The sequence below is a fragment of the Bradyrhizobium sp. Crot121 genome (genome assembly GCF_059512385.1).
The window spans coordinates 1-21,014 of the sequence record NZ_JCAMOR010000055.1 but is presented as its reverse complement, the minus strand read 5'-3'; the positions used below and the strand labels follow the sequence as shown (position 1 = coordinate 21,014).

Below are 21,014 nucleotides of genomic sequence, written 5' to 3'. Positions count from 1 at the left end.
CATGCTGGCACAGGGCATCCTCTCGGATCTGCGCATCGTCGAGGCATCCAACTTCGTGGCGGCTCCCCTCGGCGGCCTGACGCTGGCGCAGATGGGCGCGGACGTCATCCGCATCGATCCCCTCGGCGGCGGACTGGATTTCAGCCGCTGGCCGATGTCCAACGATGACGTCAGCCTGTTCTGGTGCGGGCTCAACAAGTCGAAGCGATCCGTGGCGCTCAACCTTGGCGATCCCGAGGGGCGTGAACTCGCGATGTCGCTGATATCAGCGCCGGGCGAGGGCGCCGGTCTATTCGTCACCAACTTCCCGCCGCGCGGCTGGCTCGATTACGACAAACTGAAGAAGAGGCGGGCGGATCTCATTCAGGTCACCCTGCAAGGCGACCACAAGGGCGGCTCGGCGGTCGATTACACCGTCAACGCACGCGTCGGCATTCCCTACGTTACGGGGCCGGTGAGCGACGACGCCCCGGTCAACCATGTTCTCCCCGCCTGGGACGTTGCGACCGGCCATCTTGTTGCGACCGGTCTTTTGGCCGCGGAACGGCATCGGAGCCGGACGGGCCAGGGCCAACACGTCAAGCTGGCGCTGGAAGACGTCGCCCTCTCGGTGATGGGACACCTCGGATTCATCGCCGAGGCGCAGCTCGGTTGCGCCCGTGGCCGCTACGGCAACGATCTTTTCGGCGCGTTCGGTCGTGATTTCGCATGCGCGGATGGACGCCGGGTGATCGCGATCGGCCTCACGCTGAAGCAGTGGAATTCGCTGGTGGAAGCGACCGGTCTTGCCCAGACGATCGAAGCGATCGGCGTGCAGCTCGGGCTCGATCTCGCAAAGGAGGGGGACCGCTTCCCGGCGCGTCGCGAGCTTTGCGCCGCGATCGGCGGCTGGATCGCTGCGCGCTCCTTCGCTGATGTCGCCGCAAGCTTCGATCGCGCCGGTGTCTGCTGGGCTCCCTATCAAACGATCGATGAACTGGTGCACACCGATCCGGCCTGCTCAGTCGAAAATCCCCTGTTCGACACTGTCGACCAGTCCGGCGTCGGCCGCGTGCTGTCACCACGCTCCGCGCTGCGGTTCGATGCGTTCGATGCGCGGGCCGCCGGAACGGCGCCGGCGCTCGGAGAGCATACCGAAGCAGTCCTCGGCGAGGTTCTCGGCATCGACGGCGCGGCCTATGGCCGTCTTCATGACCGCGGGATTGTTCACGGTCCGTGGTGACTACGTGTTTGACTGAGATCGCGGCCGGGCCAGGCGAAACAGAAACCGCTCCTCCTTGGACAGCATGTCGAGCTCGCCGCGCCGGACGAGGCGGTTGGCATGCGCGAGCGTCTCGGCGAAGGCAAAGCCCATCTGATGCGGGTTCAAGGCGCGGTGGAACAACAGCGGGACCAGCTCGGCCACCGAGCGGTCGGCGTCGCGGCAGGCGTCGAGAATGATGCCGCAGCGGGTCTCGTGATGCGCGATCAGCTCCTGCGAACGAGCGTGCAGCCCGTAGAACGGGCGCATGTGACCCGGCAGCACGAGAATGTCGTCCGGCATCTCGCTGATGAACATGCGCAGGCTGCGCAGATAGTGACCCAGCGGATCGCCATCGGGCTCACCGGCCCAAACGCTCACATTGGGCGAGATATGCTCAAGCACCTGATCGGCCGCGAGCAGGGTCTTCTCGGGTTCGCAATAGAGCATGACCTGCTCCGCGACATGGCCGTCACCGGTGATGATCCGGAACGTCTTGCCACCGAGCGTCAATGCGTCGCCCATCACCAGCCGCAGGAACGTATCGGGCAGCGGGTCGACCTGCCGCAGATATTCGTGGCCCTGGGTGCTGACGATCCCTGCGGCGTCATCGTCCATGCCGTGGCTCTTGTAGAACAGCCGGTTGCGCGGTGATTCGAAGGCGCGCGGATCGAGCGAAATGACGCGGCAGCTCATGTAGCTGGAGAGGCTGGTCAGGAGTGGCGCATGAAAGCGCTCGCACAGCCAGCCGGCAAGTCCGATGTGGTCCGGATGAAAATGCGTCACAAGAATTTTCGTGATCTTCAGACCAGCGAGGGGCCCTGCAAAAAGACTGTCCCAGGCGGCTCTCGCCTCGCTCGTCGAGATGCCGGTGTCCACGATGACCCAGCCGTCGCCATCCTTGATCAGGTAGATGTTTACGTGGTTGAGCTGGAAAGGCAGCGGGAGTCGAAGCCACAGCAGTCCGGGCCGCACCTCGATCACCTCTCCGGGACAAGGCACCTCAGGAAATGGATACCGCAATTTAGCTTCCGCCGGCTTGACGATGTCGGTCGACATGCTGTGCTCTTTGTTGTTTTGGTCCAGCCGATTGGCGAGACTGACCGGCGGATGGAGCCTTTGACGTGCAAGGCTTCTTCATACCAGAGCCGGTCCGCCTCCGGTGCGGAGGCCGAGATTTTTCGTCTCGTGTCGCGACGATACGCTCAACTCGCCGCTGGCCGCTTGATAGCTTCAGGAATTATAAGACCGACGAGACGGATTATGTCAATGCATGTTTATGATGGAGCGATGTGGCAGAATCGGGTGATATGAAACATTCCAGATCCGCGCAGGATCGCGGGTGGTGAGGCTCAACGCGTGGTAGAATTGCCCGCTTACGGGCGCAGGCGCAGCTTCGTTAGGCGTCGGGCAGGAAAGGCCGTATGTTCGGTTTTGCGAGCTGTGTGCTGACCACACCGAATGCACGCAGGACGATCGTCACCAATGAGGAGCGATCGCGACAACGGCGAGCGCGAGGAAGACAGGAACATCAAGATGCCGCGGGTGCGTGCAGACGATTACGACAAGAAGTATCAGGCGATCCTGGACAGCGCGGCAGCGCTCTTTGCCAAGGTCGGATATCCCAGTGCCAAGCTGCAGGATGTCGCAAAGCTTTGTGGTGCAACCAAGTCGATGCTGTATCACTACTTCCCGACCAAAGACGATCTCCTTCAGGCACTGCTGCGCGAGCACCTCGAGCGGCTGCTGGCCGAGGTCGAGGCAGCATTCGCGGCGGCCAGCTCGCCGAAGCAGCGCTTCTATCGCTTCGTCGAGGTCTTCGTGACGAAATCGGCGCGGTCGCGTCAGCGCCATGTCAGCGCAATGAACGACGTCAAGTTCCTGCCGACGGCAAAGCAGACGCAGATTCTGAACCTCGAACGCAAGGTCACGGCAGCGATCGGCGCTTTGCTCCGCGAGCTCAATCCGGGCCTGCCGGACGAGGTGTACGCGCCGTACGCGATGCTGCTGGTCGGCATGCTGAACTGGACGGACTATTGGTACAGGCCCTCCGGCAAGATCAAGCCGGACGAGCTCTGCGATCGAATCTCGCGACTGTACCTTCGCGGATTCCTGGCCGAGAAACCGGAGCAGGCCCGCAGCCCGGGACGCCGTTCGCGCGCGCGGCTCGTCGCCGACGACGCGAGCTAGCCGGCGGACTGCAAGTGCTTCCGCCGCCGGCTCAACGCGCGGCGATCTCCTTCAGCGGCTTCGACGGATCGGCAATATCGCCTGGCTCGGGTGATTGGCCGGAGTCGATCCATCGCTTGCCCACCACATAGGCCTGCGCGTCGTTGGCGGCGTCGACCGCAAGGAGCTGCGGCCCGCGAAAATACCAGAATGATGCCGCGCCCGGCCTCGTTCCCGCGCGTTCGATTACGCGATCGTAGCCGGTGTTCAGGCCTGCGATCTGCAGCTTGAGCTCGTACTGATCCGACCAGAACCATGGTTTCGCCGTATAGGGCGTCGAAGCGCCCATGATGGCGTCGGCGACGGCGTTTCCCTGATCGATCGCGTGCGGCACGCTCTCCAGGCGAAGATACTCGCCACGGTGCGGAAACGAGGCGCAGTCGCCGGCCGCGAAGATCGAAGGGTCGGACGTGCGGCCCTGAGCATCGACCTGGATTCCGTTGTCGACCGTCAGTCCGGCCGCCACGGCAAGACGTGTTTCCGGAACGACGCCGATGCCCACGACGACGAAATCGGTGTCGAGCCGATGATCGTCATCGGTCTCCGCCGTGACGGCGCGGCCGTTACCGACCAGACGCTTCAGCCCGGTTCCTTCGATCAGCCGGACGCCGCGCTCGCAGTGCATCTGCCGCAGGAACGCTGCTGTTTCCGGTGAGGCGACACGCTGGAGAATGCGCGGGCTCGCTTCGATCACGGTCGTCGTCAGGCCCAGGCTTGCGGCGACCGCGGCCGTCTCGAGCCCGATATAGCCGCCCCCCACGATCAGCAGCTTCGCCCCGGGCCGAAATTCGGGCGCAAGCGCGTCGATGTCGGCGAGCGTGCGCACGTAGTGGACGTTCGTGAGCTCGCCCCCCATCGACGCGGGTAGCCGTCGCGGCCGCGCGCCGGTCGCGAGCACCAGCACGTCGTAAGCCATCCGCTTGCCCTCGACGCGCACGGACCGGTCGTGGCGATCGATCGCCTCGACATTGGCCGCCGTGCGCAGATCGATCCTGTTATCGGCGTAGAAGTCCAGCGGCCGGAAATAGAGCCGATCGCGCGACATCTCCCCGGTGAGGTATTTCTTCGACAGCGGCGGCCGCTGATAGGGCGGATCCGACTCGTCGCCAATGAGGGCTATTTCGCCGTCGTAGCCTTTGCTCCGCAACCGCGCCGCGACGGCGAAACCGGCCTGGCCGGCGCCGACGATGATGATCCTGCTCAATCGTATCTCCTCGACAAGGTTGATGGCGAAGGGCGCTCGCGCCTGCCTTGATGCCCGTCTTACGCGTCGGTCTTTGGGATTGACAGTCCGCGTCGTCCAGATTTATAAACCGGTTGTCCGGTTTTTTAAAAGGGCTCAGAAACGGCCCGCTGTCAATGAGGAGCGCGCGAATGGAGACGAGCCGTCGAACCCGGTGGGGTGATCTGATCCAGCCCGGCATGGTGCACGGGTCGCTCTATTATGACGACATGATCTTCAAGGAGGAACTGGAGAAGATCTGGTTCAAGACCTGGGTCTATGTCGGCCACGAAAGCGAGGTTCCCAACAAGAACGACTTCGTGACCAAGTCGATCGGCCCAATGCCGGTCCTGATGGTGAGGAACCGCAAGGGCGACATCGATCTCCTGCTCAACCGCTGTCCGCACCGGGGCAATGCGGTGTGTGTGCAAGAGAAAGGCAACCGCACGTCGTTCACCTGTCCCTACCATTCGTGGACGTTCGCCAACGACGGCACGTTGATGAACTACGCGTTTCCGGAAGGCTATAACGGCGCCGACAAGTCCAAGCTTGGTCTCTCGAAGGTCCCGCGGGTGGCGAGCTATCGCGGCTTCGTGTTCGCCTCCATGGCGACGGAAGGGCAGACGCTGGCCGAACATCTGGGCGGAGCTGCGCGCACGCTCGATCAGGCCTGCGACAACTCACCGACCGGCGAGCTCGATCTTAGCGCGGGATTTCTGCATCACCGCACCCGCGCCAACTGGAAGTTCATCCTCGAGAACGAGTGCGATGGCTATCATCCAGGCTTCGTCCATTCGTCGATCTTCTCGGTCGCCGACAGCGCGATCGGCTCGCTCTATGGCGCCGATGCCGTCGCCATTACCCGCGGTTTCGGCAATGGCCACACCGAAGTCGATCCGCGCCCGGAATTCCGCCGCCGCGACAAGCCGATGAGCTGGTTCGGCACCACCGTCGACAAGCTGCCCGACTACGTCGCGCAGATGAACGCGGCCTATGGCGAGCAGCGCGCCCGGGAGATCATGATCGACGGCATGCCCCATGTCATGATCTTCCCCAACCTGTTCATCGCCGAGATCCAGATTTTCGTGATCCAGCCGGTGTCCGCGACCGAGTCGATCCAGCACGTGACGGCGATCCAGTTCAAGGACTCGCCGGAGATCAATCGTAGGCTGCGGCAGCAGACCATGGGCTCCGTCGGGCCCGCCGGTTTCCTGCTCGCGGATGACACCGAGATGTACGAGCGCAACCAGCGCGGGCTCGAGATCAGGAATCCCGAATATCTCTACCTGAAGCGCGGTGAGCATCGCGAGCGGCGCGACGAGGATGGCTATCTCATCGGCCATTCGACCGACGACCTGCCGTCGCGGGAAATCTGGAAGCATTACCGTTCTCTGATGGAAGCGCGCTGACATGAATGCCATGACCGAAACGATCGCCCAGCCCGATATCCTGAAGGAATGGACGGGCAAGGAATTGTCCTACGCCACGACCTTCGACCACGATCTGCATCACGAGGTGACGCAATTTCTCTATCGGGAGGCGAGGCTTCAGGACACGCACGAATATGATGCGTGGGAATCCCTCTGGACCGACGACGGCGTGTACTGGGTTCCTGCCAACGGCACGGACACCGATCCGGAGCGCGAGATGTCGCTCATCTACGACAACCGCTCCCGCATTGCGCTGCGCATTCGTCAGTTGAAGACCGGCCGGCGTCATTCCCAGACGCCGCCATCCCAGCTTGCCAGGATCATTGCGAACGTCGAATTGCTGCGTGCGGACGGCGCGGACATCGGCGTCGCCTGCAATTCGCAGATCTTCGAGACCAACCTGCGCGGTGACACGATGTGGGCCGCGCGATGCGTCTACAGGCTGCGTCGGGTGCAGGGCGAGTTGAAGATGACTTACAAGAAGGTCGTGCTCGTCAACAACAACAAGGCGATCTACACGGTCTCCTTTCTCATCTGAGAACGGCGATCTCCGGCGCGCACGCTTTGATCCTGCTCCGGAGGTCTGCCAGGACCAGGATGCCCGGCAATCAAGAAGGCGGCGCGATTCTATGACGCGCCGCATGATAGGTCGGTACGGGACACAGCGTTGCCGCTGTCGATTGCAGTTGGCGCTTGCGCGCTTTGGTTGATCGCAAGTTCGATGAGGTCGCGAGGACTTTCGCAACTGGCTCCTCTCCTGCTTGACCAACCATTTTTCATTGACTTAATAATCCGACGTGTCGGATTGTTATAAGATAATCACAACGCAGAGGCCGGCACAGGCCAACGACCTGAATGTCTGCGGGAGTAGGGAAGAAATGGAGCTTCAGTTAACCGAGGGATTGCACCGGCAGTTGCGCCGTGGGCCGGATGCCGTGGCGACCGTCTTTGGCGATCGTCGCCAGACCTGGCGCCAGCTCGCGGATCGCACGGCGCGCCTGGCTGCGGTGCTGCGCGATGCGGGAATGGCGCAGAACGACCGCGTCGCGATGCTCGCTCTCAACTCCGACCGCTATCTCGAATATATGCTCGGCGTCTGGTGGGGCGGGGGTGCGCTCAATCCGGCCAACACGCGCTGGAGTGCCGCCGAGGTTGCCTTTTCCCTCGATGATTGCGACACGCGCATCCTGCTGGTCGACGATCACTTTGCGTCCTGGTGCGGCGAGCTTCGCTCCCGCAGCCGCTCGCTGCGGACCATCATCTATGTGGGCGAGGGCGATACTGCTCCGGAAGGGACGCTGCACGCCGGGCAACTGATGAAGGATGCGCGACCGCAACCCGACGTCCGGCGCGGTGGTGAGGACCTCGCTGGCGTGTTCTATACGGGCGGAACGACGGGCTTCCCGAAAGGCGTCATGCTGAGCCACAATGCGCTTATCGGCAACGCGATCTGCAATCTGCTTGACGTCAACTATGCCGATGACGAGGTGATCCTCGCGGTCTCGCCGATCTTCCATCAGGCCGGAATGTGCATCCTCATCCGTGCCCTGGTGCGCGGCTGCCGATCCGTCTATGTCGAATCGTTCGATCCCGCCAAGGTGCTGCACGCGATATCGCATGAACGGACGACCTTCACGCTGCTGGTTCCCACCATGCTGCAGCGGCTGATCGAGCATGCGGATTTCGCGACGTATGACACGAGCAGCCTGCGCAAGATCGTCTATGGCGCCTCACCGATCAACGAGAGCCTGCTCGGCCGGCTTCTCGAAGCGCTACCGAGCGTCGACTTCTACCAGGGCTACGGCATGACCGAGACGGGAGGTCCGTACACCATCCTGCCCGCGGCATGTCACCGCTCCTCGAAACCGGCCGAGCGTGCGCGCCTGCGCTCTGCAGGGCGTCCGGCCTGGGGCGTCGACATGCGCATCACCAACGCTGACGGCGCGGAGGTTCCGGTCGGAACGGTCGGCGAGATCGTGGCGCGTGGCGTCGGTGTCATGCAGGGATACTGGAATCGCGAGAAGGAAACGCGCGACGCGTTCCGCGACGGCTGGCTGCGATCCGGCGACATGGGATATGTCGACAGCGAAGGCTATCTATTCATCGTCGATCGCCTCAAGGACATGATCGTCTCCGGTGGCGAGAATGTGTACTCGGCTGAGGTCGAAAATGCGCTGGCGCGTCACGCGGCCATCGCCAGTTGTGCCGTGATCGGAATTCCGAGCGAGCGCTGGGGCGAGCAGGTCCATGCCGTGGTCGTGCTGCGCCAGGGGATGCAGGCGACCCCCGCCGAATTGCGCGATCACTGCCGCGAGTACATCGCCGGATACAAGTGTCCGGCAAGCGTCGAGTTTCGCGATGCGCTGCCGCTGTCCGGTGCCGGCAAGCTCCTGAAGCATGAGCTGCGCGCGTCCTACTGGGAAGGCAAGAGCCGCAACGTCGGCTGATCCCGGCTAGGCCTTCCGTTTCGCGGGCGGCCGCTGCGCTGGCACACAGATGTGCGTGGCGCAGCGCGATTGCGGCTGTGCCGCCGCAGCCCGACTGTCCGCGGCGGCGCCAGCCATTGCCGCTATCCGCGAGCCATCCCAAGCGTCATCTCCCGATTGCGAAACGAGCAACGGCCTCCTTCCCGAAGGATGCGGCAGGAGAGCGGGCGCGCAAGCTCAGGCGAAGCTATGTCGGGCGTGAGCGCCGCAAGAGAAGCGCCAATCTCCGCTTGCGCCGCTGCGCGGAAAATCCGCCTTGCACCGTCGGCACAGCTATGTCATTTATAGACCAACGCGTCGGATTATAAATGATGCCTGTCGCGGCGGCCTTCATTCAGCGAAGGCCGTCGCGCACAAGAACCGGGGAGGGAAAGGTCTTGGCGAATTTCGTGCGACTTGTTGTGCTTGTGCTTGTGCTTGTGCTGGCGGCTGCGAGCCTGCTGGTTGCCGGCGGCGCTCCCGGCCATGCCGCGACCGTGCTCAAATATTCGAACTGGCTGCCGGTCGGGAACGTGATGCGCGAGAAGGTGGTCGAGCCCTGGATCGCCGAAGTCGCGAAGGTCACGAATGGCAGCGTCAAGATCGAAATGCTGCCCAAGGTGATCGGCTCCGTGCCGGCCCAGTTCGACGTCGCGCGCGACGCCCAGGCCGACATCACGATCTTCGTCAACGGTTACACGCCGGGCCGCTTCGACGTGATGGAGGTGGCCGAACTTCCCTTCATGTGCGACAATGCCGAGCTCTACGCCGCCGTCGTCAACAATTTCTACCGGACGCACCTTGCCCAATACGGCGAATACAGGGGCGTGCATCCACTCAGCGTGTTCGTCATCGGGACCGGACAGCTCTTCAACAACAAGCGCCCGATCCGTGCGCTCGCCGACATCAAGGGCCTCAAGCTTCGCAGCCCGCAGCCCGGCGTGACCCAGAGCCTCAACCTGCTCGGCGCCGTTCCCGTCTCCAAGCCGGCATCGGAGCTCTACGAACTGCTCTCCTCCGGCGTGATCGACGGAACGCTGCTCGTTCCCGAATCCGTCGGCTCCTTCAAGCTGATCGACTCGTTGCCCTACGCGACGATCGTGCCCGGCGCGCTCTACAATACCATCCTGACGTTGGGCATCAACGAGGACAAATGGGCCGCGCTCTCCAGGGAGAACCAGGACGCGATCACGCGCATCTCGGACGATCTGTTCGCGCGTGCCGTCGGGCGCGCCTATCTGGATGGCGACCGGGTCACTTGGGAGGCTATGCGCAAGGGCGGCAAGTCGATCGAGACCGCCAGTCCCGAGCTCGTCGCCGAGGTCAGGCAGGCGCTCAAGCCGGTCGAGACGGCCTGGATCGAGAAGGCGCGCAAGCGGGGCGTCGCGGATCCGCAGAAGCTGATCGACGACCTGCGCGCCGACATCGCCGCCGCGAGCAAATGAGCGCGCGATGCTGACGACCATTGCCCGACGCTTCGAGCAGGTGCTCGAAGCCGCAAGCGCGGCGTGCCTGCTTGCCCTGATGCTGATCGTCCTGGTCGACGTCGTCGGACGCGATCTCTTCAATCGCCCGCTGAGCGCCGCGACCGAGGTGCTGGAGATCGTGGTCGCTGCGATGGTGTTCCTGGTCTACCCGATCCTCGGCTTCCGCGAGAAGCACATCACGGTCGACCTCCTCCAGGTCGGCCCGGTGGGACAACGCCTGCAGCGTTTCATTGGAGCACTGTTCGGCGTCGTCGCCTTCGCGCTGATCGCCTGGTGCGTCGGCAGGCAGGTGCTTCGCGCCATGGACTATGGTGAGGCGTCGCCGATTCTCGGCATTCCGCTGGTGGATGTTCTTGCCGGAATGAGCGCGCTCGCCGCGGTAACAGCCGTCGGTTTCGCCGCCGCCGCTGTCAGGCGTGCGCTGTGGCTCGTAACGCAGCCCCACGCCGCAGAGGGGACCCGGTCGTGATCGCCGCACTCGTGGGCTTCCTCATCGCCTTCTCGTTCATCCTGTTTCAGGTGCCGATCGCGACCGCGCTGTCCGTGGTCGGCTTTGGCGGCTATGTCGCGCTCAACGGGTTGAAGCCCGCGCTGAGCATGGTGGCGACCATCACCACCAGCAGCACGCTGTCCTATTCGCTGATCGTGCTGCCGCTGTTCGTGCTGATGGGCAATCTGGTCGCTGCGGCGGGAATCTCGGGCGACCTGTTCCAGGCCGCGCAGATGTTCATCGGCCGGCGTCGGGGCGGTCTCGCCATGGCCACGATCGTCGCCTGCGGCGGTTTTGCAGCGATGAGCGGCTCGAGCGTCGCGACCTCGGCGACGATGGGGCGGGTCGCCATTCCCTCGATGCGCGCATTCGGCTACGCCGATTCGCTCTCCGGAGCGTCCGTCGCGGTCGGCGGGACACTGGGCGTTTTGCTTCCACCAAGCATCATCATGGTGGTCTACGGCGTGTCGACGCAGACGCATATCGGCATGCTGTTCGCCGCCGGCATCGTGCCCGGCGTGCTGGCCATGCTCGCCTATGTGCTCGCGGTGCAATGGTCGGTCTGGCGCAATCCGGCGGTCGCGCCGCTCGCCGAGCCCGTCGCCAAGCAGGATCGCGTCAAGCTCGTGCGCTCGCTGTGGCCGATCGCGCTCATCTTCGCCGTCGTCATGGGCGGAATCTACGGCGGCTTGTTCACCGCGGTCGAAGCCTCAGGCATCGGCGCGTCCTCCGCGATGGCGCTGACGCTGATCCGCCGGTCGCTGACCCCGGCGCAGATCTACGCCATCCTGGTCGAAACGGCGAAGACCTCGGGCATGCTGTTTGCGATCATTCTGGGCGCCGGCATCTTCGGCGAGTTCGTCAATCTCACCGGGATCCACGAAGACCTGTTGCGGATTGTCGGCGGCAGCCGGCTGCCGCCGTTCGGCGTCATCATGCTCATGGTGGGACTCTACATTCTCCTCGGCAGCGTGCTGGAGAGCCTGTCGCTGATCCTCCTGACGGTTCCGATCTTCTTTCCAATCGTCAAGGCACTCGGCTACGATCCGGTGTGGTTCGGTGTCCTGCTCGCGCTCGTCATCGAGATCGGCCTCATCCATCCGCCGATCGGTGTCAACCTGTTCGTGCTGCGATCAGTCGTGCCTGATATCGCGATGATGGAGCTCGTGCTGGGCGTCATTCCCTTTATCGTCGCGATATTGGCGCTGATCGTCGTGATCACGGCGTTCCCGTCATTGTCGCTGTGGCTGCCGCACCTGCTGTTCAAGTCGGCGGTCTCGCCGTGAACGGAATGTAGCGGTCGGAGAGTGGGTCAAATTGAAGGAGGCGTCGCCAATGCAAGCACGATCAACCGAGGATCTGGCGCGGTCTCTCTACATGGCCCTCGCCGCGGGCGATCGGGAGCAGCTCGATGCCCTGCTTCATCCCGAGTTCGTCGGCCAGATCGCCGAAGGCATGCCGTTCGGCATCGGCGGCCGGCACGAGAGCCCATCTACGATGCGGCGCAATGGCTGGGGAGGAATTGCCCGGCATTTCACCGCGCGCGCCGAGCCCGAGCGCTTTCTCGAGATCGGAACGGACCGCCTGCTCGTCACGGGGCGCTATCGCGGCGAGGGTAGGCAGGGCGGCACCGCCCTCGATGCGGCCTTTGCGCATCTCCTGACCTTCGAAGACGGACGGATCCGCGCGCTTGAGCAATACACCGATACGGCGCGCTGGCGCGATGCCGCCAGCCCATTGCGAACGGTCCTGCTCGATGTCAATGACGGCGTCGCGACGCTGCGCCTCAATCGCCCCGACCAGGGCAACGCCATCAACGAGGAGATGACCAAGGATCTGGCCGAGGCCGTGTCACAGATCGTCGAGACCCCCGGTGTTCGTGCTGTCATAATCTCGGGCAATGGGTCTAACTTCACCATGGGCGGCGACGTCAGCCTGTTCGCAGGGACCCCTCCTGAACGGCTGCCGCACAAGCTTCGCCGCATGATCGACGCGTATCATCTGGCGATCGAGCGGCTGACGAGCATGGATGCCCCGGTCGTCGCTGCGGTTCGCGGCGCCGCGGCCGGCGGCGGTCTCGGTCTGCTTTATGTCGCCGACATCGTTATCGCCGCGGCCGATGCGCGGTTCGCGCTCGGCTATGGTGCGCTGGGCCTGACGTCGGACGGCGGCAACACCTGGTTTCTTCCTCGGATGGTCGGGCTGAGACGTGCGCAGGAATTGTTCCTGCTCAACAGCCGTCTCTCCGCGCAGGAGGCTCTTGACTACGGGCTGGTCTTGCGACTCGTTCCCGACGAGGCGGTCGAGGCGGAGGCTGCCGGCATCGCCGCCAAGCTCGCCGCCGGCCCGACGCGGGCCTTCGGCGCCATGCGCCGCATGCTGCGTCAGTCGTTCGAGACCGGCCTTGCGGAGCAGCTCCTGGCCGAGGTCGATTCGATCGTCGTCGCTGCCGGAACGGACGACGCGCGGGAAGGGATAGCTGCCTTCGCCGCCAAGCGTCGCCCGCAATTCCGGGGAAGCTGACCGGGGTCTCGACGGCCGGTGGCCTAGTCGACCGGCTTGAAGCTGAGGCTGGAGAAATCCGCCTGCATGATCTTCAGCTTCTGGTTGGAGAAGCGTACGCCGGGACCGAAGCTAACGGGGGCCATCACGCCGGTTTCGACGTTCGAGGTCTTCTCCAGTTCAGTGACGGTGCAGGCCCAGGTCGGGTCCTTGCCGCAGCGTCCGATGGCGGCGATCAGCACCTTGGCAGCGGCGTAACCGGTCATCGTGTAGCGGTTGATGCCTTTGAACTCCGCCTCTGACACCAGCGACCTGGCCTTTTCGAGGAACGCCTTGCCGGCCTCGCTCGCGAAGGGCTCGACATAGTCGACCGCGTAGATGCCGTCGCCGGCCGGCCCCATCAGCTTCAGCACGGGCTCGATGCGGCCCGGCCAGAAGATGCCGGTGACCGGCTTGACGTTGAGCTTCTCCAGCTCCTTCATCATCGCCACGTTCTCCGCGATGATGCCGCCAGCCAGGAACACTTCGACACCGGCGTCCTTGAGCTGGAGCATCTCGGACGAGAAGTCCTGCTGACCCTTCTTGTAGCTGCCGCTGTAGACGACGCTCAGCTTCTTCGGCTTCACCATGGCGTCAAAGCCGTCATGCACGGCGATACCGTAATCGTCGTCCTGCGTGATCAGGCCCCATTTCTTGCCCGGGTTCTTGTCGGCGAGAAAGGCGACCAGGTGCTTGATGCCTTCCTCGTAGGACTGCCCGACGATGAACACGTTCTTGCGCGGCGGCTCCCAGAGCGGCTTCACCGGCGCCACGTCGATCACCGTCGGGATGCCGGCCTTCTCCAGGACCGGCATCGCCGCGATGGATTGGCCGGAGCCGGAGAGACCGACCAGGGCGAACACCTTGTCGACGTCGATGACCTTGCGTGTGCCCTGGATGGTCCGTGCGGTGACGTAGCCGTCATCCTCGAGGACGTATCTGATCTTGCGGCCGTTGATGCCGCCCGCCGCGTTGGCCTCCGCGATCGCGATCTTGTGCCCGAGCGAGGCCGCGACCCCGAGCAGCGCGGGCGGTCCGGTCAGGGGCTCGACGTCGCCGATCAGGATCTCGGTGTCGGTGACGCCCGGCTCGGCCGCGGCGGTGCCGACGGCTCCGGCGTGGATGGCGGTCGCCAGCAGCATGGCTGCGGCAAATGTCTTAATCATGCTTTCCTCCCTCGTCGATTTGCGTCGTTGTTTCAGTAGCGCAGCGGCCAGTGCACCCAGAACCGTCTTATGTCGTGCCAGGTGCCGACCAGGCCGCGCGGTTGAAAGCGCAGGAACAGGATGATGACGAGACCGTAGAGCATGCTCTTCAGCTCCTGCGCGCCGGTCGTGAACATGGCGTCCATCTGCGCGCTGAACAGGTTGAAGAGCAGCCGCGTGGCCTCGGGCAGGAGCACGATAAGGATGGTGCCTAGCACGGCGCCGAGCGCGGAGCCCAGTCCGCCCACGATGAGGATCGCGAGCGCCTCGATGCTCAGGAGGAACGGAAAGCCCTCGACACTGACGAAGGACAGATAGATGCCGTAGAGCGCGCCGGCGAGGCCGGTGATGAAGGCCGAGGTGACGAAGGCAAGCAGCTTGTAGGCATGCAGGTTGATGCCCATGACCCGCGCGGCGGTGTCGTTGTCGCGGATCGCGACGAAGGCCCGCCCGACACGGCTGCGCCGGATGTTGAGCGTGGCGAACAGGGCGGCCAGGGCAAAGCCGAGGCAGAGCCAGGTGAAGGCGGCGTCGCTCTCGAAGCTGATGCCGAACAGGGTGGGGCGCTGCACCGAGATGCCGCGCGCGCCATTGGTGAGCCAGCGCGCCTCCAGGATCAGCGTGTTGATGATGAAGGAAAAGGCGAGCGTGGTGATTGCCAGATAAAGCCCCTTCAGCCGCAGCGAGGGCGCCCCGACGACGAGGCTCGCGATGGCTGGGACGACGCCCGCGGCGACGAAGCCCGCGGCCGGAGGCAGACCGAATTTCGACACGGCGACCGCGTAGGCATAGGCGCCGGTGACGAGGAAGCCGACATGGCCGAGCGAGATTAGCCCGGTATAGCCGGTCAGGATGTTGAGGCCGAGCGCCCCGACAACCGTGATCAGGATAATGATCAGGAAGGACAGCGCGTAGGTGTTGAGGACGTAGGGTGCGAGGATGAGCGCGAGCAGCAGCACGGCCGACCACAGCCACACCGGCGGTGAATCGGTCAACGCGACGAGCTCGCCATAGGTTTGCTTGAAATCGCCGGTGCGCATCAGACCCTCTCGATGTCGCGTTCGCCGAAGATCCCGAAGGGGCGGATCATCAGCACGATGATGATCATGAGGAAGCCCGCCACCTCCTTCATGCCGGAGCTGACATAGCCGCCGGCGAGGTTCTCGGTGATGCCGATCAAGAGACCGCCGAGGCCGGAGCCGAGCACCGCGTCGAGGCCGCCGAGGATGGTGGCCGGGAAGGCCTTCAGCCCGAGCTGGAACATCGCGGGCGACAGATCGTAGGACATCGCAAAGAACACGCCAGCGATGCCGGCGATCGCCGACGAGGCTGCCCAGGCGAAGCCATGGACGCGCGGCGCGCTGATGCCCATCAAGAGCGCGGTGCGGTCGTCGGCCGCCACCGCCCGCATCGCCACGCCGAACTTGGAGTAGCGGAAGAAGGCCCAAATGCCCGCGAGCAGCAGCAGCAGGGTCGCGATCACGGCGATCTGGCCGGTGCGCACGCCGATGGAGCCGATGCGGACGACGTCGCGGCCGACGCCGAGATCGAGCGCGTGCGGATAGGCGTCCCAGATGAAGTTGATCGACGAGCGCAGGATTACGGCGAGCCCGATCGTCACCATGACGGTCGAAAACACCGGCTCGCCCAGCATCGGCCGCATCACCACGCGCTCGATGACGAGGCCGAGCAGGACCGCCGCGACGATCGCGCCGAACGCGACCACGACGACGTTGCCGCTGATCGTGGTCGAGATGGTCCAGGCGACATAGGCGACGATCATCGTCATCTCGCCCTGCGCGAAATTGACGAGCCCGGTCGACTTGTAGATCACCGCAAAACCCATCGCGATCAGCCCGTAGATGGCGCCGATGGCGAGCCCGGAGATCAGAAGCTGGATCAGGTACTGCATCAGCCCTCCGCCGGATAGATGATCGTGAGCTCGCGCGCGAACTTCTTCTCGATCATGGCGCGCCGAACCTTCTGCGTTGCGGTCAATTCGCCGTCGTCGTGGTCGAGCTCCTTCTCCAGGATAGCGAAGCGACGGATGTTTTCGACACGGGCGAAGCGCTTGTTGGTCTCGCTAACGATCCGCTCCACGAGCTCATGCACCTCCGGCAGTTGCGACAGCGATTTGTAATTGGTGTAGGGCAAGGCGCGATCGCGCGCCCAGCGCCCGACATTGTCGTAGTCGATCTGGATGATCGCGCCGAGATACTTGCGGGCTTCGCCGACCACGATCGCTTCCTTGACGAACTCGGAATCCTTCAGCGTGTTCTCGATCTCAGAGGGCGCGATGTTCTTGCCGCCGGCGGTGATGATGATGGCCTTCTTGCGGTCGACCACCGTGATCTCGCCATTGTCGATGACCTCGACGATGTCGCCGGTGCGCAGCCATCCGCCCGGCTCGATCGACGCACTCGAGGCCTTCTCGTCGAGGAAATAGCCTTTGAACACGCCGGGATTCTTCAGCAGGATCTCGCCGTCGGAATCGAGCTTCCATTCGGTCTGTACCATCGGCACGCCGCAGCCGCCGATGCGGTGATGGGTCTCGTTCTGGATGAAGGCGACGCCGCCGGATTCGGTCAGGCCGTAGCCCTGCGACACCGGCCGGCCGATGATGTCGAAGAAGCGCAGCGTCTCCGGCGAGATCGAGGCGCCGGCGCAAAGCCGGTGGCGGCTGAAGGCAAGCCCGAGATGCCGCTGCAGGTTGCGGAACATCAGGAGGTAGAGCGCGCCGTAAAGCAGCCGGTCGGTCCAGGAGCTCTGCCCCTGCTGGCGGCGGTCGGACAGCGTGCGGCCGAGCGCGAGGCAGGCGCGCGTGATGCGCTGGCGCAGGGGTCCGCTCTCGCCGAGCTTGAACAGGAAGTTCTGCTGCAGCTTTTCATAGATGCGGGGAACGCCGACGAAGATGGTCGGGCCGATCTCGCGGATGTTGAGCGCGACGGTGTCGATCGATTCGGCGAAGCTGACGATGCCGCCGAGCACGAGCTGCATCACCTCCGAGTAGCAGCGCTCGGCAACGTGGCAGAGCGGCAGGTAGCAGACGGATTCGAATTGCTTGTCGGCGATGCCGACCGCGCCGGCATAGGTGTAGGCCGAGTAGATGAGGTTGCGATGGGTCAGCATCGCGCCTTTCGGCGGGCCCGTGGTGCCGGACGTATAGACCAGGATGCAGGTGTCGTCGGGCGCGCCCTGCGAAATCAGGCGCTCGAGCGTCGCGTTCGCTTCCGGATGCTCGGCGGCATAGGTCCGGCCGAGCTCGCACAGCTTGTCGAACGACACGAGCTGCTCCTGGCGGTAGTGCCGCAGCCCCTTCATGTCGATGCAGATGATCGCCTCGAGCGCGGGCAGGCCGCCCTCCTTCGCCATGGCCTCCAACACCTTGTCGGTCTGCTCCTGGTCGCCGGTGACGACGATGCGGGAGCCGGAGTGCCGGACGATATATTGCAGCTCGACCCACGGGTTGGTCGGATAGATGCCGACCGCGATGGCGCCGATCATCTGGGTGCCGAGGTCGGCATAGAACCATTCCGGCGTATCCTCGCCCGCGATCGCCACCCGGTCGCCCGGCTTGATGCCCAGCGAGAGCAGGCCCAGCGCGACCGCGCGGGCGGTTTCGTAATAGTGGCGCCAGGAATAGCGGTTCCAGATACCGTATTCCTTCTCGCGCAGCGCCAGCCCGTCGCCCTGCAGCGCTGCGCGCTCGCGCAGCAATTGCGGAATGGTGATGGCCGCGTTCTGCAGCGCGCGCTCCAGTCCTGCGAGTGATGTTGCCTCGCGGGCGCCGGCACCGCACTTTGCATCCATAGATGGCGCCGAATGAACCGTCCGCAGCATATCAAGCACCGACATGGGAATCCGCCTTTGCCGGCGCCTGCGAGCGATGTCCGCCGAGATAGGCCTCCGCGACGGCCGGATCGCGCCGCACCTCGTCGGGCGTGCCGCCAGCGATCTTGCGGCCGAAATTCAGGACATGGACGCGGTCGGAGATGTCCATCACGATCCGCATCTCGTGCTCGATCATGACGACGGTGATACCGAGCTCGTCGCGGATATCGAGCACGAAACGCGCGATGTCCTCGGTCTCCTCCTGGTTCATGCCGGACACCATCTCGTCCAGCAGCAGAAGTTTCGGCTCGCAGGCCAGCGCGCGGGCGAGCTCGACGCGCTTCTGCTGCCCGTAGGAGAGCGTGCCGACGACGGCGTCGCGGATATGCTCGATCTCGAGGAATTCGATAATCCGTTCGACGTAGCGCCGGGCCTCGATCTCCTCGTTGCGCGTGCGGCCGAAGTAGAGCACGGCATCAAGAACGGTGGAGCGAAGGTGGGTGTGGCGGCCGGTGAGGATGTTCTCGACGGCGGTGCCGTGCTTAAACAGGGCGAGGTTCTGGAAGGTGCGGCCGATGCCCATGGCCGCGAAGCGCGAGGGCGATACGCGGGACATGTCCGTGCCGTCGAACACGACGCGTCCGCCGCTCGGACGCAGGACGCCGCTGATCATGTTGAACAGGGTCGTCTTGCCGGCGCCGTTGGGACCGATCACGCTGCAGATCTCACCGGCCATCACGGACAGATTGATGTCGGCGACGGCCTTGAGTCCGCCGAAGCTCTTGCTGAGGTTTTCGACCGAGAGCAGGGGGCTCACGAGAGCCACCTCTTGCGCCGCTTGTAGTGCTTGACATCACGCATGCTTTTCCTGCCGGAGCCCGACACGCCGAGATAGAATTCCTGCACGTCTTCGTTGGCGCTGAGTTTGCGCGGCGTGCCGTCGAGCACGACCCGTCCGGTTTCGAGAATGTAGGCATAGTCGCAGATGTCGAGCGCGCGCTGTGCGTTCTGCTCCACGAGCAGCACTGTCAGCTTCATCTCGTTGCGCAGCTTCGCGATCACCTCGTAGATGCGGTCAATGATCAGCGGCGCGAGCCCGAGCGAGGGCTCGTCGAGCGCCAGCAGCACCGGGCCTGTCATCAGCGCGCGGCCGATCGCCAGCATCTGCTGCTCGCCGCCCGACATGTAGCCCGCGATCTGGTCGCGTCGCTCGTAGAGGCGGGGAAACAGGGCGAACACCTTCTCGCGCTGTGTGCGGGTCTCGGCGGCGCTTCGCGTGTACCCTCCCATCTGCAGGTTTTCGTCGATGGTGAGCGCGGGGAAGACGCGGCGGCCCTCCGGCACCTGCACGATGCCGCGCCGGACGAGCTCGTCCGGGGCAAGGTGGCCCACGCTCTCGCCGCGAAAGCTGATCGAGCCGTTTTCGAGCTCGCCTTCCTCGGTGTACAGGATCCCGGACATCGCCTTGAGCAGCGTCGATTTGCCGGCGCCGTTCGAGCCGAGCAGGGCGACGATGCCGCCGGCCGGCACCGCGATGCTCACGTCGCGGACCGCCTCGATCGCGTTGTCATAGACGACGCGGACGTTGCGGAATTCCAGCAGGCCCTCTTGCGCCAATGGGGCCGGATCGCTGCTCGGGAATGCCTGGGTGGAGATCGTCATGACCGGAGGCTGCCTGATCAGAGCGTGCAGGCAGGCCGCGCCCGGCAAACATCGCCGCCGCCAGCGGGTTGCGCGGCCATGTCAGGTCCGCCCGCCACAGCGTCGATCGCAATGGCATTTCGCTCGAGTTTCCGCACGACATCCCTCCCCAAAGCAGCGCCTGCGGTGGGATCCGCCGGTCAAATTGCTATTGGCTCGCAATATAATATAATCCGACCGGCCGTTCAAACAATTTTTGGATGGATTTCGCAGGATATCGTGCTCTCCGGGGCCGAATATCATTGCGCCTCGCCGGGGTCGGAAGTAACCAAAAATGTAGGGGAATTTGATTTCGATTCCTCTGAAATTCACGGACGGAACTAAAGGTTGCGATGGCGCGGACTCGCTCTGAGAATTACGACGATATCCAGCATGGCATTCTGACCGCCGCCTGCGAGCTGTTTGCTCAGCAGGGTTACATGCGTGCCTCGATCGCTGAATTGGCCGAAGCCTGCCGGCTTTCGCGGGGCGCCCTCTACCACTACTTCCAGTCCAAGGAAGCGATCCTGTTCGCGATCCTCGATGCGCATGTCCGGCGGATGATCGCGGACGTCGAAGCCGCGATCGCCAGCAAGTCCACGACGCTGGATCAGTTTCGCGCCGCCATCCGCGCCATCGTCGAGCTCAATGCCCGCTCATCGAACGAGCAGCGGCTGATTCTGAACGACCTGTCGTTCTTGAGCGAATCCGAGCAGGCCATGATCAAGTCGCTCGAGCGGCAGATCGTCGATATCGTCTCCGATCTCCTGATCCGGCTGGACAAGGAAGGCAAGATCGTCAAGCGGACCAAGAAGATCTACACGATGATGCTGTTCGGCATCCTGAATTTCAGCCACACTTGGTTCGACCCGGCCGGCGGCATAACTCCGACCGAATTCGCCGATATGATCGTGGACCTGTTCTTGTATGGATTTGTCGCGCCCACGTCTCAAGCGCTAAAGAAGAACACCATTCGGCAAGGCGCGTGAGCACCTCGTACGGCGGGGCGGTGCCCATCGTCGTCTGGAAGCTCTTCTTTCCGATGCTCAAAGCGAGCCGTGTGTGTACCGAAAACTTAAGCTCGGGCGTAGTGGTGATGAAGTCCGCCCAGGATGGCGCGTGAACTGATCGCACCGGTTCGCTGAACCGGGCGAGAAATCGGCGCGTCCTTGTTCAAGGATCGATGCGTTCTGA

18 protein-coding genes are annotated in these 21,014 nt (G+C 63.9%); 10 read left to right on the top strand and 8 right to left on the bottom strand.

The window, feature by feature from the left end:
- Window position 1: 1 nt before the first annotated feature.
- Window positions 2-1,222, top strand: coding sequence for a CoA transferase (locus tag AC5ZGW_RS32850; protein ID WP_130226821.1), 1,221 nt, complete (start codon window positions 2-4; stop codon window positions 1,220-1,222).
- Here AC5ZGW_RS32850 and AC5ZGW_RS32845 read toward each other — a convergent pair whose 3' ends face one another.
- Window positions 1,223-2,299 (bottom strand): MBL fold metallo-hydrolase, encoded by a 1,077-nt coding sequence (locus AC5ZGW_RS32845; RefSeq protein ID WP_130226822.1) that lies wholly within the window; start codon window positions 2,297-2,299, stop codon window positions 1,223-1,225.
- Between the two features lie 426 nt (window positions 2,300-2,725).
- Between AC5ZGW_RS32845 and AC5ZGW_RS32840 the strand changes: the two genes are divergently transcribed.
- Window positions 2,726-3,430: a TetR/AcrR family transcriptional regulator gene (locus AC5ZGW_RS32840; RefSeq protein ID WP_165435286.1), complete on the top strand. Its 705-nt coding sequence runs from the start codon at window positions 2,726-2,728 to the stop codon at window positions 3,428-3,430.
- Between the two features lie 31 nt (window positions 3,431-3,461).
- Here the strand turns inward: AC5ZGW_RS32840 and AC5ZGW_RS32835 are convergent, their stop codons facing one another.
- Complete coding sequence (locus tag AC5ZGW_RS32835) at window positions 3,462-4,673, bottom strand: NAD(P)/FAD-dependent oxidoreductase (protein WP_130226824.1); 1,212 nt, start codon at window positions 4,671-4,673, stop codon at window positions 3,462-3,464.
- 170 nt (window positions 4,674-4,843) lie between these two features.
- On the opposite strand from AC5ZGW_RS32835, the gene AC5ZGW_RS32830 reads away from it, so the two are divergent.
- The 7 genes from AC5ZGW_RS32830 to AC5ZGW_RS32800 all read left to right on the top strand — a co-directional run bounded on the left by AC5ZGW_RS32830 (window position 4,844) and on the right by AC5ZGW_RS32800 (window position 13,086).
- Window positions 4,844-6,100: an aromatic ring-hydroxylating oxygenase subunit alpha gene (locus AC5ZGW_RS32830; RefSeq protein WP_130226825.1), complete on the top strand. Its 1,257-nt coding sequence runs from the start codon at window positions 4,844-4,846 to the stop codon at window positions 6,098-6,100.
- Window position 6,101: 1 nt separating this feature from the next.
- Window positions 6,102-6,659, top strand: a complete 558-nt coding sequence (locus AC5ZGW_RS32825) for an aromatic-ring-hydroxylating dioxygenase subunit beta (protein WP_245474780.1) — start codon at window positions 6,102-6,104, stop codon at window positions 6,657-6,659.
- 340 nt (window positions 6,660-6,999) lie between these two features.
- A complete protein-coding gene (locus AC5ZGW_RS32820; RefSeq protein WP_130226826.1) occupies window positions 7,000-8,568 on the top strand; it encodes an acyl-CoA synthetase in 1,569 nt (522 codons plus the stop codon).
- Window positions 8,569-8,984: 416 nt separating this feature from the next.
- Complete coding sequence (locus AC5ZGW_RS32815) at window positions 8,985-10,031, top strand: TRAP transporter substrate-binding protein (protein ID WP_165435287.1); 1,047 nt, start codon at window positions 8,985-8,987, stop codon at window positions 10,029-10,031.
- Between the two features lie 7 nt (window positions 10,032-10,038).
- The gene (locus AC5ZGW_RS32810) at window positions 10,039-10,542 is read left to right on the top strand and encodes a TRAP transporter small permease (protein ID WP_130226828.1); all 504 of its coding nucleotides are present in this window, start codon (window positions 10,039-10,041) and stop codon (window positions 10,540-10,542) included.
- Window positions 10,539-11,849 carry a TRAP transporter large permease gene (locus AC5ZGW_RS32805; protein ID WP_130226829.1) on the top strand — a complete coding sequence of 437 codons (1,311 nt, stop codon included), beginning with the start codon at window positions 10,539-10,541 and terminating at the stop codon, window positions 11,847-11,849. The genes AC5ZGW_RS32810 and AC5ZGW_RS32805 overlap by 4 nt, the downstream gene beginning before the upstream one ends.
- Before the next feature lie 49 nt (window positions 11,850-11,898).
- Window positions 11,899-13,086, top strand: a complete 1,188-nt coding sequence (locus AC5ZGW_RS32800) for an enoyl-CoA hydratase-related protein (RefSeq protein ID WP_130226830.1) — start codon at window positions 11,899-11,901, stop codon at window positions 13,084-13,086.
- 23 nt (window positions 13,087-13,109) lie between these two features.
- On the opposite strand, the gene AC5ZGW_RS32795 is transcribed toward AC5ZGW_RS32800, so the two are convergent.
- The 6 genes from AC5ZGW_RS32795 to AC5ZGW_RS32770 are packed head-to-tail and all read right to left on the bottom strand — an operon-like array spanning window position 13,110 to window position 19,802.
- The gene (locus AC5ZGW_RS32795) at window positions 13,110-14,270 is read right to left on the bottom strand and encodes an ABC transporter substrate-binding protein (protein WP_474419004.1); all 1,161 of its coding nucleotides are present in this window, start codon (window positions 14,268-14,270) and stop codon (window positions 13,110-13,112) included.
- A gap of 32 nt (window positions 14,271-14,302) precedes the next feature.
- On the bottom strand, window positions 14,303-15,349 hold the full coding sequence (locus AC5ZGW_RS32790) for a branched-chain amino acid ABC transporter permease (protein WP_130231289.1): 1,047 nt from the start codon (window positions 15,347-15,349) through the stop codon (window positions 14,303-14,305).
- On the bottom strand, window positions 15,349-16,221 hold the full coding sequence (locus AC5ZGW_RS32785) for a branched-chain amino acid ABC transporter permease (RefSeq protein WP_130231291.1): 873 nt from the start codon (window positions 16,219-16,221) through the stop codon (window positions 15,349-15,351). Before AC5ZGW_RS32785 ends, AC5ZGW_RS32790 begins: the two co-directional genes overlap by 1 nt.
- Window positions 16,221-18,164 (bottom strand): AMP-dependent synthetase/ligase, encoded by a 1,944-nt coding sequence (locus AC5ZGW_RS32780; RefSeq protein WP_130231293.1) that lies wholly within the window; start codon window positions 18,162-18,164, stop codon window positions 16,221-16,223. Before AC5ZGW_RS32780 ends, AC5ZGW_RS32785 begins: the two co-directional genes overlap by 1 nt.
- The gene (locus AC5ZGW_RS32775) at window positions 18,151-18,957 is read right to left on the bottom strand and encodes an ABC transporter ATP-binding protein (protein WP_130231295.1); all 807 of its coding nucleotides are present in this window, start codon (window positions 18,955-18,957) and stop codon (window positions 18,151-18,153) included. The genes AC5ZGW_RS32780 and AC5ZGW_RS32775 overlap by 14 nt, the downstream gene beginning before the upstream one ends.
- Window positions 18,954-19,802, bottom strand: a complete 849-nt coding sequence (locus tag AC5ZGW_RS32770) for an ABC transporter ATP-binding protein (RefSeq protein WP_130231297.1) — start codon at window positions 19,800-19,802, stop codon at window positions 18,954-18,956. Before AC5ZGW_RS32770 ends, AC5ZGW_RS32775 begins: the two co-directional genes overlap by 4 nt.
- A gap of 371 nt (window positions 19,803-20,173) precedes the next feature.
- Between AC5ZGW_RS32770 and AC5ZGW_RS32765 the strand changes: the two genes are divergently transcribed.
- On the top strand, window positions 20,174-20,809 hold the full coding sequence (locus AC5ZGW_RS32765; RefSeq protein ID WP_130231299.1) for a TetR/AcrR family transcriptional regulator: 636 nt from the start codon (window positions 20,174-20,176) through the stop codon (window positions 20,807-20,809).
- Window positions 20,810-21,014 lie beyond the last annotated feature (205 nt).